Raw genomic sequence first — 16,108 nt, 5'->3', positions numbered from 1 at the left:
GGCCGACCCGGAGCGACCCGAGTGTCAGAGCGTCTCCGTAGGGTGGACGACGTGCCACCGGCCCGCTCCGAACGACGTCTCCGCAACACGCGGGGGCCGCTGTCCTACCGTCCCGAGCCGGGCTCGATCCCGACCGAGCCGGGGGTCTACCGGTTCCGCGACGGCAAGGGTCGCGTCATCTACGTCGGCAAGGCGAAGAACCTGCGGGCGCGGCTGTCGTCGTACTTCCAGGACATCTCGAACCTGCACCAGCGCACGGCCACGATGGTCACGAGCGCGGCGTCGGTCGACTGGACGGTGGTCAACACCGAGGTCGAGGCGCTGCAGCTGGAGTACTCCTGGATCAAGGAGTTCGACCCGCGGTTCAACGTCAAGTACCGCGACGACAAGTCCTACCCGTGGCTGGCGGTCACCGTCGGCGAGGAGTTCCCGCGGGTGATGGTGGGCCGCGGCGCGAAGAAGCGCGGCACCCGCTACTTCGGGCCCTACAGCCACGCGTGGGCGATCCGCGAGACCGTCGACATCCTGCTGCGGGTCTTCCCGATGCGCTCGTGCAGCACCGGGGTCTTCAAGCGGTCGGCGCAGATCGGCCGGCCGTGCCTGCTCGGCTACATCGGCAAGTGCTCGGCGCCGTGCGTGGGCAAGGTCAGCGCCGAGGAGCACCGCGAGATCGTCGACGACTTCTGCGACTTCATGGCCGGGCAGACCCGCCCGTTCGTCAAGCGCATCGAGAAGGAGATGTACGCCGCCTCCGAGGCGATGGAGTTCGAGCGCGCGGCCCGGCTGCGCGACGACCTGGGCGCGATGCAGCGGGCGCTGGAGAAGCAGGCCGTCGTCCTCGGCGACGGCGCGGACGCCGACGTCATCGCGCTGGCGGAGGACCCGCTCGAGGTCGCCGTCCAGATCTTCTACGTGCGCGGCGGGCGCATCCGCGGCCAGCGGGGCTGGGTGGCCGACCGGGTCACCGAGGCCGGCACCGCCGAGCTGGTCAGCGACTTCATCCTGCAGCTGTACGCCGGCGACCCCGACTCGGTGCCGCGCGAGATCCTGGTGCCCGAGCTGCCGCCCGAGGCCACCACCTTCGAAGAGCTGCTGGGCGACGTCCGCGGCCGCAAGGTGCGCATCCGGGTGCCGCAGCGCGGCGACAAGAAGACGCTGCAGGAGACGGTGGCCAGCAACGCCAAGCAGGCGCTGGCGCTGCACAAGACCAAGCGGGCCAGTGACCTCACGACCCGCAACCGCGCCCTCGACGAGATCCGCGAGGCGCTCGACCTCGACGAGGCGCCGCTGCGCATCGAGTGCTACGACGTCTCGCACCAGCAGGGCACCGAGGTCGTCGCCTCGATGGTCGTCTTCGAGGACGGCCTGGCCCGCAAGGGCGAGTACCGCCGCTTCGTCATCAAGGACCAGCGCTCCGACGACGTGGCCGCGATGCACGAGGTCATCACCCGGCGCTTCCGGCGGCTGCTCGACGAGCAGGCGTCGTCCGAGACGCGGGTCACCGACGGCGGCCCGATGCTGGTCGACCCCGAGACCGGGCGGCCGCGCAAGTTCGCCTACGCCCCCGGCCTGGTCGTCGTCGACGGCGGCCCGCCGCAGGTCGCCGCGGCGCAGCGGGCGCTCGACGAGCTCGGCATCGACGACGTCCCGGTGTGCGGCCTGGCCAAGCGGCTCGAGGAGGTGTGGCTGCCAGGCGACGACGACCCCGTCATCCTGGCCCGCTCCTCCGAGGGGCTCTACCTGCTGCAGCGGGTGCGCGACGAGGCGCACCGCTTCGCCATCACCCACCACCGCTCGCGGCGCTCGAAGAGCATGGTCGAGAGCATGCTCGACGAGGTGCCCGGCCTCGGCGAGGTGCGCCGCAAGACGCTGCTCAAGCACTTCGGCTCGTTGAAGAAGCTGCGCGAGGCCGACGTCGGCGAGATCGCCCAGGTGCCCGGCATCGGCCCCCGCACGGCGGCCTCGATCAAGGACGCCGTGGAGCGCGCGGCGGCGACCCGCCAGACTGTCGCCGTGAACACCGCGACGGGCGAGGTCCTCGAGTGACGGTCAGCGACCTGCCGATCGGCGGGCGCGAGCGGCCGTCCGAGCCGCAGGGCGAGCTGGTCGTCGTCACCGGCATGACCGGCGCCGGCCGCAGCACCGCCGCGAAGGAGCTGGAGGACCTCGGCTTCTTCGTCGTCGACAACCTGCCGCCGAGCCTGCTGCCCGAGGTGGTGCGACTGGTCGACCAGAGCCACGGCACCGACCAGCCCGTGGCGGTGGTCGTCGACGTCCGCTCGGGCTCGTTCTTCGCCACGCTGCGCACCCACCTGGCCCAGGGCATCGACGGACGCCGCACCACCCTGCTGTTCCTCGACGCCTCCGACGAGGTGCTGGTGCGCCGGCAGGAGGCCGCCCGGCGTCCCCACCCGCTGCAGGGCTCGGGCCGGCTGCTCGACGGGCTCACCCGCGAGCGGCGGGTGCTGGCCGACCTGCGGGCCGAGGCCGACCTGCTCATCGACACCAGCGTGCTCAACGTGCACCAGCTCACCGACCGGGTCGCCCAGTCGTTCGGCACTCCCGAGACGACCCGCCTCAAGGTCACCGTCATCAGCTTCGGCTTCAAGTACGGCATCCCGGCCGACGCCGACTACGTCGCCGACATGCGCTTCCTGCCCAACCCGCACTGGGTGCCCGAGCTGCGCCCGCACACCGGCCAGGACCCCGACGTCGCCGACTACGTGCTCTCGCAGCCCGGCGCCCGGCCGTTCCTCGACGCCTACCTGCCGGTGCTCACCTCCGTCGCGACCGGCTACCTCGACCAGGGCAAGCGGTTCATGCGCGTGGCCATCGGCTGCACCGGCGGGCGGCACCGCAGCGTCGCCATGACCGAGGAGATCGCCGGCCGGCTGCGCGAGGCGGGCTACGAGGTGCGGGCCGTGCACCGCGACCTGGGGCGTGAGTAGGTGAGCGCGTGAGGGCGCAGGCCGTCGTCGCCTTCGGGGGCGGACACGGGCTGCACGCCTCGCTCTCGGCCCTGCGCACGCTGGTCGACGACCTGACCGTCGACGAGCTCACCGCCATCGTCACCGTCGCCGACAACGGCGGCTCCTCGGGCCGGCTGCGCGGCGAGTTCGGCGTCCTGCCGCCGGGAGACCTGCGGATGGCGCTCGCCGCGCTGTGCGGCGACGACGAGTGGGGCGACACCTGGGCGCGGGTGCTGCAGCACCGGTTCGAGGGCAACGGCGAGATGCGCGGCCACGTGGTCGGCAACCTGCTGATCGTCGGCCTGTGGGAGCTGCTGGGCGACCCCGTGCTGGCCCTCGACTGGGTGGGCCGGCTGCTGGGCGCCAAGGGGCGGGTGCTGCCCATGGCCCTGACGCCGATGGACATCCGCGCCGAGGTGCGCGGGCTCGCCGGCGCCGACGGGGGAGACCCCGAGACCCTGACCACCGTGCACGGCCAGATCGAGGTCGCCACCGCCGAGGGCGTCATCACCGCCCTCGACCTCGAGCCGCCCGACCCGCCGGTCAGCCCCGAGGCGCTGCGCCGGATCGCCGAGGCCGACTGGGCCTTCATGGGGCCCGGGTCGTGGTTCTCCTCGGTCATCCCGCACGTGCGCGTGCCGGCGCTGCGCGAGGCCATCGTGAGCACCGACGCCCGGCTGGTCGTCGTCCTCAACCTCGACGAGCAGGCGGGCGAGACCGGTGGCTTCGGCCCGGCCGACCACCTCGCCGTCCTCTGCGAGCACGCGCCCGGTCTGCGCATCCACACCGTGCTGGCCGACGCCCGCGACCACGGACCCGACCAGCTCGCCGAGCTGCGGCAGGTCGTGGACGCCGCCGGCGCCCGGCTCGTCGTCGACGACGTCGCCCGCGACGACGGCACCCCCCGCCACGACCCCGTGAAGCTGGCCGCCGCCTACGCTCGGATCATCGAGCGCGCGGACGGAGCCGAGGTGGTCGAGCGGGCCGACGGGGCCGTCGAGGGTCGTTGACTCGCGTGGCAGGATCGCAGCCATGGCGATGACGGCTCAGGTCAAGGCAGAGCTCGCCAGCACCCCCACCACCAAGACCTGCTGCCGCAAGGCGGAGGTCGCCACGATGCTGCGCTTCGCCGGAGGCCTGCACATCGTCAGCGGCAAGATCGTCGTGGAGGCCGAGCTCGACACCGGTGCCGCCGCCCGCCGGCTGCGCCGCGACATCAACGAGATCTACGGCCACCACTCCGACGTGGTGATGGTGCAGGGCAACGGCATCCGCAAGGGCAGCCGCTACATCGTGCGCGTGGTCAAGGACGGCGAGTCGCTCGCCCGTCAGACCGGGCTGCTCGACCAGCGCGGCCGGCCGGTGCGCGGCCTGCCGCCGGCCGTGGTGTCCGGCGGCTCGTGCGACGCCGTCGCCGCCTGGCGGGGCGCGTTCCTGGCCCACGGCTCCCTCACCGAGCCGGGCCGCTCGTCGTCCCTCGAGGTCACCTGCCCCGGTCCCGAGGCGGCGCTCGCGCTCGTCGGCGTGGCCCGCCGGCTCGGCATCTCGGCCAAGGCCCGCGAGGTGCGCGGCGTCGACCGCGTCGTCATCCGCGACGGCGACGTCATCGGCCAGGTGCTCACCCGCGTCGGCGCCCACGAGACGCTCATGGCCTGGGAGGAGCGGCGGATGCGGCGCGAGGTGCGCGCCACCGCCAACCGCCTCGCCAACTTCGACGACGCCAACCTGCGCCGCTCCGCGCGCGCCGCCGTCGCCGCCGGCGCCCGGGTCGAGCGCGCCATGGAGATCCTCGGCGACGAGGTGCCCGACCACCTCAAGATGGCCGGCACCCTGCGCCTGGAGCACAAGCAGGCCTCGCTCGAAGAGCTCGGCCAGCTGCACGACCCCGTGCTCACCAAGGACGCCATCGCCGGCCGCATCCGCCGCCTGCTCGCCATGGCCGACCGCCGCGCCGAAGAGCTCGGCATCCCCGACACCGAGGCGTCGCTGACGCCCGAGATGCTCGACGACTGAGCCGTCTGGTCGCTGCGGGACGGCCTGTGCCGCCCCCCTCGCCCCACTCTTCGAGGGCTGCCGCCGGCCTGGGCTGGCGAGGGGTCCGGCACACGGGCCGCCCCTTCGCTCCGTGCGCCCTGTGGTCAGGTGCTGCTCGGGTCGGCGCGCCCACGTTCGGTCGGGTCGTGTCAGGTCGCTGCGGGACGGCCTGTGCCGCCCCCTCACCCCACTCTTCGAGGGCTGCCGCCGGTCTGGGCTGGCGAGGGGTCCGGCACACGGACCCTGAGCCTGTCGAAGGGCTCGGACGTCGTCCGGTGGCGTTCGCGTGGACCGCGCGAGGTCTCGAGGCTCGGCCGTGGCCGGCCTCGCACCTCGACCACCGTCACCAGCGCCGGTTGACAGGCCCGGCGACGAGCCCGAGACCACCGGCCGGCCGCTGCCAGGGCTCCCCAGGGGGACGTCGTCCACCCCGGTCACGCGAGGTTTCCCCGGTGTTACTCGCACGTACGTCGGACGTGGGTCGGGGGGCTCGCCACGACGTCGCTAGGGTCGAAGTCGGGTCACCAAAGGCCCGTTCCGCAACGGGGTCACCGAAGGCCCCACCCCACGAGGAGTGAGTACACACATGACCGTCCGCGTAGGCATCAACGGCTTCGGCCGCATCGGCCGCAACTTCTTCCGCGCCGTCCGTGCGTCGGGCGCCGACATCGAGATCGTCGGCGTCAACGACCTGACCGACAACGCCTCCCTGGCCCACCTGCTCAAGTTCGACTCGATCCTCGGCCGCCTCGACGCCGACGTCACCTCCACCGACGACGCGATCGTCGTGGGCGGCGCCGAGATCAAGGCCTTCGCCGAGCGCGACCCCGCCGCCCTGAAGTGGGGCGACCTCGGCGTCGACGTCGTCGTCGAGTCCACCGGCTTCTTCACCGACGCCACCAAGGCCCGCGCGCACGTCGACGGCGGCGGCGCCAAGAAGGTCATCATCTCCGCGCCCGCGAAGAACGAGGACGTCACCGTCGTCATGGGCGTCAACCACGAGCTCTACGACCCGGCCGCCCACACCGTGATCTCCAACGCGTCGTGCACCACGAACTGCCTGGCCCCCATGGCCAAGGCGCTCCACGACGAGTTCACGATCGTCAAGGGCCTGATGACGACGGTGCACGCCTACACCGCCGACCAGAACCTGCAGGACAACATCCACAAGGACCCGCGCCGCGCCCGCGCCGCCGCCCTGAACGTCGTCCCCACCTCCACCGGCGCCGCCAAGGCGATCGGCCTGGTGCTGCCCGAGCTCAAGGGCAAGCTCGACGGCTACGCCCTGCGCGTGCCCGTGCCCACCGGCTCGGCCACCGACCTCACCTTCGAGGCCGGCCGCGAGACCTCGGTCGAGGAGGTCAACGCCGCCGTGCAGAAGGCCGCCGACGGCCGCTACCTGCGTTACAGCACCGACCCGATCGTCTCCAGCGACATCGTCACCGACCCGGCGTCCTGCATCTTCGACGCGCCGCTGACCAAGGTCATCGGCAACCAGGTCAAGGTCGTCGGCTGGTACGACAACGAGTGGGGCTACTCCAACCGCCTCGCCGACCTGATCACCTACATCGGCGAGACCCTCTGACGATGGGGTCCTACGACGGGCTGGGCGAGGTCGGCGGCAAGGTCGTCCTCGTCCGGTCCGACCTCAACGTGCCGCTCGACGGCAGCCGCATCACCGACGACGGTCGCGTGCGCGCCAGCGTGCCGACCATCACGGCGCTGACGGACGCCGGCGCCCGCGTCGCCGTCCTCGCGCACCTCGGCCGCCCCAAGGGCGAGCCCGACGAGCGCTACTCGCTGCGGCCCGTCGCCGAGCGGCTCGGTGAGCTGCTCGGCGCCGAGGTGGCCTTCGCCACCGACACCGTCGGCGACTCCGCGCGCGCGACGGTGGCCGGCCTGGCCGACGGCCAGGTCGTGGTGCTCGAGAACGTGCGGTTCAACGCCGGCGAGACCAGCAAGGACGACGCCGAGCGCGGCGCGTTCGCGGACGACCTCGCCGCGCTCGCCGGCACCGACGGCGCCTTCGTCTCCGACGGCTTCGGCGTCGTGCACCGCAAGCAGGCCAGCGTCTACGACCTCGCGCAACGGCTGCCGCACGCCATGGGCGGCCTGGTCGCGGCCGAGGTCGACGTGCTCAAGAGGCTCACCGAGAGCCCCGAGCGGCCGTTCGTGGTCGTGCTCGGCGGCTCGAAGGTCTCCGACAAGCTCGGCGTCATCGACAACCTGCTCGGCAAGGCCGACACCCTCGTCATCGGCGGCGGCATGCTGTTCACCTTCCTCAAGGCCCAGGGCCACGAGGTCGGCAAGAGCCTGCTCGAGGACGACCAGGTCGAGACCTGCCGCGAGTACCTGCGGCGCGCCGAGGAGTCCGGCGTCCAGCTGCTGCTGCCCGCCGACGTGGTCGTCGACACCGCCTTCCCGTCGGGTGACCGCGAGCCGCAGCCCTCGGTCGTCGCGGCGTCCGAGATCCCCGGCGACAGCCTCGGTCTCGACATCGGGCCCGAGGCGGCGCGAGCGTTCGCCGACGCCGTCCGCGGCGCCCGCACCGTGTTCTGGAACGGCCCCATGGGCGTCTTCGAGGTGGAGGCGTTCGCCGAGGGCACCCGCGCCGTCGCGCAGGCGCTGACCGACGTGACCTCCGGCGGCGGCCTCACCGTCGTCGGCGGCGGTGACTCCGCGGCCGCCGTCCGCAGCCTCGGCTTCGACGACGACGCCTTCGGCCACATCTCGACCGGCGGCGGCGCGAGCCTGGAGTACCTCGAGGGCAAGCAGCTGCCCGGCCTGACCGTCCTGGAGGACGCATGACCACGACCAGCACCCGCACCCCGCTCATGGCGGGCAACTGGAAGATGAACCTCAACCACCAGGAGGCCATCGTCCTGGTGCAGAAGCTGGCGGCCACCCTGGTCGACAAGCGCCACGACCCGGCCAAGGCCGAGGTCGTGGTGCTGCCGCCGTTCACCGACCTGCGCTCCGTGCAGACCGTCGTGGACGGCGACCGGCTGCCGCTGCGCTACGGCGCCCAGGACGTCTCGACCCACGAGTCCGGCGCCTACACCGGTGAGATCTCCGCCTCGATGCTGGCCAAGCTCGGCTGCTCCTACGTCGTCGTCGGCCACTCCGAGCGACGCGAGCAACACGGCGAGACCGACGAGGTCGTCAACGCCAAGGCGCGCGCCACCCTCGCCGCGTCGATGACGCCCATCGTCTGCGTGGGGGAGGGCCTCGACGTCCGCCAGGCCGGCGAGCAGGTGCCCTACACGATGGCGCAGGTCGAGGGCTCGCTCGCGGGCCTGGACGCCGGCCAGGTCGCCGGCCTCGTCGTCGCCTACGAGCCCGTGTGGGCCATCGGCACCGGCGAGGTCGCCACCCCCGACGACGCCCAGGAGGTCTGCCAGGCCATCCGCGCGCAGATCCGTGAGACCCACGGCGACGCCGCGGCCGACGGCGTCCGCGTGCTCTACGGCGGGTCGGTCAAGGCGGCGAACGTCGGCGGCATCATGGCGAAGCCCGACGTCGACGGCGCCCTCGTCGGCGGGGCCAGCCTGCAGCACGACGAGTTCGGCGGCATCTGCCGGTTCTACGACATGCCGATCATCTGATCGCGCACCGGCTGACGTAGGCTTCCCCCCCGTGAGCGTCGAACTCCTGCTGACCGTCCTGCTCATCATCGCCAGTGCCTTGATGATCCTCCTGGTGCTGCTGCACAAGGGTCGCGGCGGCGGCATGTCCGACATGTTCGGTGGCGGCGTCTCGAGCTCGCTCGGCGGCTCCTCGGTCGCCGAGCGCAACCTCGACCGCTTCACCATCGGCACCGGCATGATCTGGTTCGCCTGTGTCATCGCGCTCGGGCTGCTCAAGGCGTACTAGGCTCCGAGCCACCCCCCCTCCGAAACCCGCTCGACGAGCGACCCCGAGACACGAACCAGAAGGAGTCACCCCCATGGCTGGTGGAGGGAACGCCATCCGCGGCAGCCGCGTCGGCGCCGGTCCGATGGGCGAGGCCGAGCGGGGCGAGACCGCCCCGCGCAAGGCCGTCACCTACTTCTGCTCCCACGAGCACCGCTCGGTGATCACCTTCGCCGCCGAGGCCTCCGTGCCCGACTCGTGGGACTGCCCCAAGTGCGGCCTGCCCGCCTCGCTCGACTCCGACAACCCGCCCCCGGCGCCCAAGATCGAGCCCTACAAGACCCATCTCGCCTACGTGAAGGAGCGCCGCTCCGACAAGGAGGCCGAGGTCATCCTCGACGAGGCGATCCAGCTGCTGCGCAGCCGGCGCAAGTCCGGCGAGGTCATTTTCTAGGGTCGCTCCGCGGCTCGCTGTGCCGCCCCCGCGCACCATCCACGAGGGCTGCCGCGATGCTGCGTGCGCGGGGTCCGGCACACGGCTGCGCCGCTGCGCTCCGTGCGCCCTGTGGTGACGCTTTCGTCGGGTCGGGGCGCCTTCGGGGGGTCGTGGCGTGAGATCGGGTTTCGTGCGCTGGGTCCCGGGGCGTCATTACTCGGTCCTTCTCGACTCGGCTCACCCCGTCGCGTGACCGGTGTGTCTCCCACACGTTGGAGGGTCGGGGCGATTCGATGGACAGCGACCCGGTCACAGTGCTTTAATCTGACTTAGTCAGTACATATTGTAGGGAGACTCTCGTGGACACCATTCGCTCGTTCCGTCCGCTCGACGTCGTCACGGCGTTCGTCAGCGGCACCCTCGCGATCTTCTTCTTCGTGCTCGCGGTGCTCGCCGCCCTGTAGGCGAGACCCGCCCGCACCAACCAGCCAGGCCCCGGCATCCCGCCGGGGCCTGCGGCACGTCGGGGCGAGGACCTCGCTGGTCCGGCTCGGCGGAGAACATCGGGGCACGGGCTCGGGGGCCGGCTCACGAACCGAGCGATCGCACGGTTCAGCACCCCGAGCCGCCCGGATCAGTGCACGAACCGAGCGATCGCGCGGTTCAGCACCCCGAACCGCGCGATCGCACGGTTCAGCACCCCGAACCGCCCGGACCAGTGCACGAACCGAGCGATCGCACGGTTCAGCACCCCGAACTGCCCGGACCACTGCACCAACCGAGCGATCGCTCGGTTCAGGACCCCCGACGAGGCCCGGAGCGACCTACACAGCAGACGCGGAGTCGCGGTCGAGCCACCACGTGGTCTCGACGGAGCCGTTCACACCACGGGCCGGCGTCTCGGCGATCGAGCCCTCGGGGGCGAGGGCGCGGCCGACGGCCTCGGCCTTGCCCTCGCCGGAGGCGAGGAACCACACGACGTCGGCGCGGTTGAGCGCGGCGAAGGTGAGCGAGACGCGCTCGGGCGGCGGCTTGGGGGAGTCGGCGACGGCGACGGCGACGGAGTCGTCGGCGTCCAGCTCGGGGCGGCCCGGGAACAGCGAGGCGACGTGCCCGTCGGGGCCGATGCCCAGCATGAGCACGTCGAAGCTGCCGGCACCGTGCTCACGCATCGCGTTGCCGTAGGCCTCGGCGGCCTCGGCGGCGGTGGCCACCTGGTCGGCGGCGGGCACCTCGTGCACCTGGGTGGCGCCGACGGCGTCGAGGAAGGCGGCGCGGGCCTGCCCGGCGTTGCGGTCGGGCGAGCCGGCCGGCACGAAGCGCTCGTCGCCGAACCAGACCACCACCCGGCCCCAGTCGACGTCGGCGTCGGGGGACAGCCGGGCCAGCTCGCGGTGCACGGCCTCGGCGATGGTGCCGCCGGTCAGCCCGATCTGCGGGGTGCCGCCGGAGGCCTGGAGGTCGGCCAGCCGCGAGAGCAGCTCACCGGCCACCGCGGTGGCGAGCGCGTCGGCGTCCGGCTGGACCTCGATGCGGGGCTCGAAGCTCATCGGCTGCTCGCCTTCGTGCGGGGGGCCAGCGACCGGATGGTCGCGGCGTAGACGTCGTCCTCGTCGAGACGGCGCAGCTCTTCGGCGAGCAGCTCGGGCAGGCCGCGTCGCTTGAGGGCGATCGGCCGGTCGGGACGGTTCGGCGAGGTGAAGGTGGCCAGCCGGCCGTCGCTGCGCGAGATGCGGATGGGGCCCTGCTTGGTCTCCATCACGACCTCGGTGATGCCGGGGCCCTGCGAGCTGTGCCGCTTCACCTCGACGCCGAGCCGGCTGCGCAGCCAGGCCGCGAGCAGGTCGGCGCTGGGGCTGACCCGCTCCGACGTCACGCTCGCCCGGGTGACCTTGAGCGGGTGCTGGTCGAGCGAGGCCGCCAGCAGCGCCCGCCACGCCGTGATGCGGGTCCAGGCGAGGTCGGTGTTGCCGGCCACGTAGGAGGCGCACTGCACCTCGAGCGCCTTCGAGCGACCGCGCGCCACCTCGGCGGCGTCGGTGATGCGCCGCTTGGCCAGCGCCCCGAGCGGGTCGGACGCCGGGTCGGCCGGCGGGTCGTGCGGCCACCAGATGGCGACGGGGGAGTCGGGCAGCAGCAGCGGCAGCACCACCGACTCGGCGTGCTTGACCACCTCGCCCGAGAGCCGGATGACGGCCGCCTCGCCGCCCCAGCCGGCGCCGGTGCCCACCTGGGCGTTGACCACCGGCTTGCCGCGGGCCGAGCCGAGCACGACGCCCAGCACGCGGGCCGGGTGCTCGTGGGTGGCCTTGCGGGCGTTGGACATCGCAGCCTCGGACGACGCCTCGTCGACCACCACGATCAGGGTCATCACCATGCCCATGGCGGGTGAGCCCGCACGGGTGCGGGCGCGTACGAACTCGGCGGCGATGGCCGAGGAGTTGGTGTCGGTCAGCTCGATCACGGCATGCCTCTCAGGGTCGTCGCCAGGTGCGGCCGTCGCGCGCCAGCATGGTGTCGGCGGACGAGGGGCCCCACGTGCCCGGCGGGTAGGTCTCGGGCGAGCCCGACGCCTCCCAGCGCTCGAGCACCGGGTCGAGGATCTGCCACGACAGCTCGACCTCCTCGTGGCGCGGGAACAGCGGCGGGTCGCCGAGCAGGACGTCGAGGATCAGCCGCTCGTAGGCCTCCGGGGAGGCCTCGGTGAACGTGCCGCCGTAGGCGAAGTCCATGTTCACGTCACGGATCTCCATCTGCGTGCCCGGCACCTTGGCCCCGAACCGCAGGGTCATGCCCTCGTCGGGCTGCACCCGGATCACCAGCGCGTTCTGGGTGAGGTCCTCGACCGAGGTGGCGTTGAACGGTTGGTGCGGCGCCCGCTTGAAGACCACCGCGACCTCGGTGACGCGGCGTCCGAGCCGCTTGCCGGTGCGCAGGTAGAACGGGACGCCGGCCCAGCGGCGGGTGTCGACGTTCAGCGTGACCGCGGCGAAGGTCTCGGTGCGCGAGTCGGGCGCGATGCCGTCCTCGTCGAGGAAGCCGCCGACCTTCTGACCGCCCGCCCACCCGGCGCCGTACTGGCCGCGGGCGGTGGAGAGGTCGAGCCGGCGCGGCAGCGTGATGCTGGCGAGCAGCTTCTGCTTCTCGATGCGCATCGCCTCGGCGTCGAACGACGTCGGCTCCTCCATCGCCACCAGCGCCATCAGCTGCAGCAGGTGGTTCTGGATGACGTCGCGCGCGGCGCCGATGCCGTCGTAGTAGCCGGCGCGGCCGCCGATGCCGACGTCCTCGGCCATCGTGATCTGCACGTGGTCGACGTAGTTGTTGTTCCAGATCGGCTCGAACATGGTGTTGGCGAACCGGGTCGCCAGCACGTTCTGCACCGTCTCCTTGCCGAGGTAGTGGTCGATCCGGAAGATCGTGGACGGCGGGAAGACCGCGTCGAGCTGCGCGTTGAGCTCGCGCGCGGAGGCGAGGTCGTGACCGAACGGCTTCTCGATGACCACGCGGCGCCACGGGGCGTCGTCCCCGCCCTGGGCCGGCGCGTCGGCCAGGCCGTGCTCCTTGAGCTGACGCGCGACCGTGCCGAACGCGCCGGGCGGGATGGCGAGGTAGAAGGCGTGGTTGCCGCCGGTGCCGCGCACCCGGTCGAGCTCGTCGATGGTGGCCCGCAGCCGTTCGAAGGCCTCGTCGTCGTCGAAGGCGCCCGGCACGAACCGGAACCCCTCGGCGAGCTGGTTCCAGACCTCCTCGCGGAACTCGGTGCGGGCGTGGGCCTTCACCGCGTCGTGCACGATCTGGGCGAAGTCCTGGTCGGCCCAGTCGCGGCGGGCGAACCCGACGAGGCTGAAGCCCGGCGGCAGCAGGCCGCGGTTGGCCAGGTCGTAGATCGCCGGCATGACCTTCTTGCGCGACAGGTCGCCGGTGACGCCGAACAGCACCATGCCGCACGGCCCCGCGATGCGCGGCATGCGGCGGTCCTGAGGGTCGCGCAGCGGGTTGGTGCGCGGCGCGCGCTCGGCCGCCATCAGCCGCGGTTCTCGCGGTAGTAGGCGAGCAGGCCGCGGGTGGAGGCGTCCTGCTGCGCGGCGACGTCGTCGTCGCCGGCCACGGCCGGGCTGAGCTCTTGCGCCAGCTTCTTGCCGAGCTCGACGCCCCACTGGTCGAAGCTGTCGACGCCCCACACCACGCCCTGGGTGAAGGTGATGTGCTCGTAGAGCGCCACCAGCTGTCCCAGCACGGACGGCGTCAGCTCGGGCGCCATGACCGAGGTGGTCGGCCGGTTGCCGGTGAAGCAGCGGGCGGCGACCAGGGCGTCGTCGTCCACGCCGTCGGCGCGCACCTCCTCGGCGGTCTTGCCGAGCGCGAGCGCCTTGGTCTGGGCCAGGAAGTTGGCCAGGAACAGCTCGTGGACGTCGACCCGCTCGCCCTCGTGCTCGTCGACCAGCGGGTAGGCGGGCCGGGCGAAGGCGATGAAGTCGGCCGGGATGAGCCGGGTGCCCTGGTGGATGAGCTGGTAGAAGGCGTGCTGGCCGTTGGTGCCGGGCTCGCCCCAGAACACCTCGCCGGTGCCGGCGGTGGCCGGCGTGCCGTCCCAGCGCACGCCCTTGCCGTTCGACTCCATCGTCAGCTGCTGCAGGTAGGCCGGGAACCGGTGCAGCAGCTGGGCGTAGGGCAGGACGGCGTGGGTCTGCGCGCCGAGGAAGTCGGCGTACCAGACGTTGAGCAGCCCCATCTGCAGCGGCACGTTCTGCTCGGCCGGTGCGGTGCGGAAGTGCTCGTCCATGGCGTGGAAGCCGGCCAGCAGCTCGGCGAAACGCTCGGGGCCGACGGCCACGACGAGCGAGGTGCCGATGGCGGAGTCGAGCGAGTAGCGCCCGCCGACCCAGTCCCAGAACCCGAAGGCGTTCTCGGGGTCGATGCCGAAGTCGGCCACCTTCTCCAGCGCGGTGGAGACGGCGACGAAGTGCTTCGCCACGGCCTCCTCGGCCTCGACGTCGCCCAGACCGTCGAGCAGCCACGCCTTGCACAGCCGGGCGTTGGTCAGCGTCTCGAGGGTGCCGAAGGTCTTGCTCGAGACGATGAACAGCGTCGTGGCGGGGTCGAGCCCCTGCAGCGTGGTGGCCGCGTCGGTGGGGTCGATGTTGGAGATGAAGCGGCACTCGAGCCGCTCGTGGTGGTAGGGCCGCAGCGCCTCGTAGGCCATCACGGGCCCCAGGTCGGAGCCGCCGATGCCGATGTTGACCACGGTGCGGATCGGCTGCCCGGTGACACCGGTCCACTCGCCCGAGCGCACCTTCTCGGCGAACGCGTAGACCCGGTCGAGCACCTCGTGGACGTCGGCGACGACGTCCTGCCCGTCGACCTCGAGCGTCGCGTCGCGCGGCAGCCGCAGGGCGGTGTGCAGGACGGCGCGGTCCTCGGTGACGTTGATGTGCTCGCCGTCGAACATGGCGTCGCGCCGCGCGGCCACGCCGACCTCGTCGGCGAGGTCGCGCAGCGCCGTCCAGACCTCCGGCGTGACGAGGTTCTTCGACAGGTCGACGTGCAGGTCGGCGGCGTCGAGGGTCGAGCGGCGCACCCAGTCGTCGTCGGCGAGCGCGGCGCGCAGGTCGGGCTCGAAGCCGTCGGCCAGCGTCTGCAGCCGCGCCCAGGCGTCGGTGGTCGTGGGGTCGACGGGGGGAGCCCCCCGGTGCGACTCCGTCGTCACGACCGCGCCTTCTCCATCTGGCCCTCGACGGTCTCGGTGAGCTCGATCCACGACTTCTTGAACTTGTCGACGCCCTCGTGCTCGAGCGCGACGAGCACGTCCTCGAAGTCGATGCCGACCTTCGCGAGCTGCGCGAAGACCTGCTGGGCCTCGTCGGCCCGGCCGGTGACCTGGTCGCCCTCGACCTCACCGTGGTCGGCGAAGGCCTCCATCGTCTTCTCCGGCATCGTGTTGACCGTGTCGGCGACGACGAGGTCGGTGACGTAGAGGGTGTCGGAGTAGTCGGGGTTCTTCACGCCGGTGGAGGCCCACAGCGGGCGCTGCGGGTTGGCGCCGGCCTCGGCGAGCTGCTTCCAGCGGTCGGAGGCCATGACCTCCTCGAAGGCGGCGTAGGCGACGCGGGCGTTGGCCACGGCGGCCTTGCCGCGCAGGGCGAGGGCCTCCTCCGAGCCGATCGCCTCGAGGCGCTTGTCGACCTCGGTGTCGACGCGGGAGACGAAGAACGAGGCGACCGAGCGGATGCGGCCGAGGTCGAGGCCGTTGTCGCGGGCCTGCTCGAGGCCGGCGAGGTAGGCGTCCATGACCTCGCGGTAGCGCACGTCGCCGAAGATCAGCGTCACGTTGACGCTGATGCCCTGGGCGATCACCGCGGTGATGGCGGGCAGGCCCTCCTTGGTGGCGGGGATCTTGATCAGCGCGTTCGACCGGTCGACGGCCTCCCACAGCGCCTGCGCCGAGGCGATGGTGGCCTCGGTGTCGTTGGCGAGGGTGGGCTCGACCTCGATCGAGACGCGGCCGTCGTCGGCGGTGCGCTCGGCCACGGGCGCGAGGACGTCGCACGCGTTGCGCACGTCCTCGGTGGTGAGCTCGAAGATGACCTTGTCGACGTCGGCGCCGTCGGCCACCAGGCGGCGGACCTGCTCGTCGTAGCGCTCGCCGTCGGCGATGGCGCCGGCGAAGATCGTCGGGTTGGTGGTGACGCCGACGACCGACCTCTCCTTGACCAGGTCGGCGAGGTTGCCGGTCTCGATGCGCTCGCGCGAGAGGTCGTCGAGCCAGATGGACACGCCGGCGTCGGCCAGCGCCTTGAGACGGTCGGACATGGGT

14 protein-coding genes are annotated in these 16,108 nt (G+C 72.3%); 9 read left to right on the top strand and 5 right to left on the bottom strand.

Annotated features, from left to right (window positions below):
- Positions 1-51: 51 nt before the first annotated feature.
- The 9 genes from uvrC (at position 52) to ABEA04_RS12485 (ending at position 9,309) form a co-directional block, all read left to right on the top strand.
- Positions 52-2,046: an excinuclease ABC subunit UvrC gene (uvrC, locus tag ABEA04_RS12525; RefSeq protein ID WP_345458820.1), complete on the top strand. Its 1,995-nt coding sequence runs from the start codon at positions 52-54 to the stop codon at positions 2,044-2,046.
- On the top strand, positions 2,043-2,948 hold the full coding sequence (rapZ, locus tag ABEA04_RS12520) for an RNase adapter RapZ (protein ID WP_345458818.1): 906 nt from the start codon (positions 2,043-2,045) through the stop codon (positions 2,946-2,948). Before uvrC ends, rapZ begins: the two co-directional genes overlap by 4 nt.
- Positions 2,949-2,956: 8 nt before the next feature.
- Entirely contained in the window at positions 2,957-3,979 is a 1,023-nt protein-coding gene (locus tag ABEA04_RS12515) for a gluconeogenesis factor YvcK family protein (protein ID WP_345458816.1), read from the top strand.
- Between the two features lie 22 nt (positions 3,980-4,001).
- Positions 4,002-4,982 (top strand): DNA-binding protein WhiA, encoded by a 981-nt coding sequence (gene whiA / locus ABEA04_RS12510; RefSeq protein WP_345458815.1) that lies wholly within the window; start codon positions 4,002-4,004, stop codon positions 4,980-4,982.
- Between the two features lie 607 nt (positions 4,983-5,589).
- Entirely contained in the window at positions 5,590-6,588 is a 999-nt protein-coding gene (gene gap, locus ABEA04_RS12505) for a type I glyceraldehyde-3-phosphate dehydrogenase (RefSeq protein ID WP_345458813.1), read from the top strand.
- A gap of 2 nt (positions 6,589-6,590) precedes the next feature.
- Complete coding sequence (locus ABEA04_RS12500; RefSeq protein ID WP_345458811.1) at positions 6,591-7,811, top strand: phosphoglycerate kinase; 1,221 nt, start codon at positions 6,591-6,593, stop codon at positions 7,809-7,811.
- Positions 7,808-8,608 carry a triose-phosphate isomerase gene (tpiA, locus tag ABEA04_RS12495; RefSeq protein WP_345458810.1) on the top strand — a complete coding sequence of 267 codons (801 nt, stop codon included), beginning with the start codon at positions 7,808-7,810 and terminating at the stop codon, positions 8,606-8,608. Before ABEA04_RS12500 ends, tpiA begins: the two co-directional genes overlap by 4 nt.
- A 31-nt stretch (positions 8,609-8,639) precedes the next feature.
- Positions 8,640-8,876 (top strand): preprotein translocase subunit SecG, encoded by a 237-nt coding sequence (gene secG / locus ABEA04_RS12490; protein WP_345458808.1) that lies wholly within the window; start codon positions 8,640-8,642, stop codon positions 8,874-8,876.
- Positions 8,877-8,949: 73 nt separating this feature from the next.
- Positions 8,950-9,309: an RNA polymerase-binding protein RbpA gene (locus tag ABEA04_RS12485; protein ID WP_345458806.1), complete on the top strand. Its 360-nt coding sequence runs from the start codon at positions 8,950-8,952 to the stop codon at positions 9,307-9,309.
- Positions 9,310-10,115: 806 nt separating this feature from the next.
- Here ABEA04_RS12485 and pgl read toward each other — a convergent pair.
- From pgl to tal, 5 genes are read right to left on the bottom strand one after another with little or no spacing between them, the layout of a single operon-like run.
- On the bottom strand, positions 10,116-10,841 hold the full coding sequence (pgl, locus tag ABEA04_RS12480; RefSeq protein WP_345458804.1) for a 6-phosphogluconolactonase: 726 nt from the start codon (positions 10,839-10,841) through the stop codon (positions 10,116-10,118).
- The gene (locus ABEA04_RS12475) at positions 10,838-11,755 is read right to left on the bottom strand and encodes a glucose-6-phosphate dehydrogenase assembly protein OpcA (protein WP_345458802.1); all 918 of its coding nucleotides are present in this window, start codon (positions 11,753-11,755) and stop codon (positions 10,838-10,840) included. The genes pgl and ABEA04_RS12475 overlap by 4 nt, the downstream gene beginning before the upstream one ends.
- Before the next feature lie 10 nt (positions 11,756-11,765).
- Positions 11,766-13,319 (bottom strand): glucose-6-phosphate dehydrogenase, encoded by a 1,554-nt coding sequence (zwf, locus tag ABEA04_RS12470; RefSeq protein ID WP_345458801.1) that lies wholly within the window; start codon positions 13,317-13,319, stop codon positions 11,766-11,768.
- Positions 13,319-15,001 carry a glucose-6-phosphate isomerase gene (gene pgi / locus ABEA04_RS12465; RefSeq protein WP_425577026.1) on the bottom strand — a complete coding sequence of 561 codons (1,683 nt, stop codon included), beginning with the start codon at positions 14,999-15,001 and terminating at the stop codon, positions 13,319-13,321. The genes zwf and pgi overlap by 1 nt, the downstream gene beginning before the upstream one ends.
- Positions 14,998-16,104 (bottom strand): transaldolase, encoded by a 1,107-nt coding sequence (gene tal, locus ABEA04_RS12460; RefSeq protein ID WP_345458799.1) that lies wholly within the window; start codon positions 16,102-16,104, stop codon positions 14,998-15,000. The genes pgi and tal overlap by 4 nt, the downstream gene beginning before the upstream one ends.
- Between the last annotated feature and the right edge of the window lie 4 nt (positions 16,105-16,108).

The sequence above is a fragment of the Nocardioides marinquilinus genome (assembly GCF_039543705.1).
In the GTDB taxonomy this organism is placed as follows: Bacteria; Actinomycetota; Actinomycetes; order Propionibacteriales; family Nocardioidaceae; genus Nocardioides; species Nocardioides marinquilinus.
Note: the sequence above shows the minus strand (reverse complement) of the source record. Positions and strands in the feature narration are given on the sequence as shown.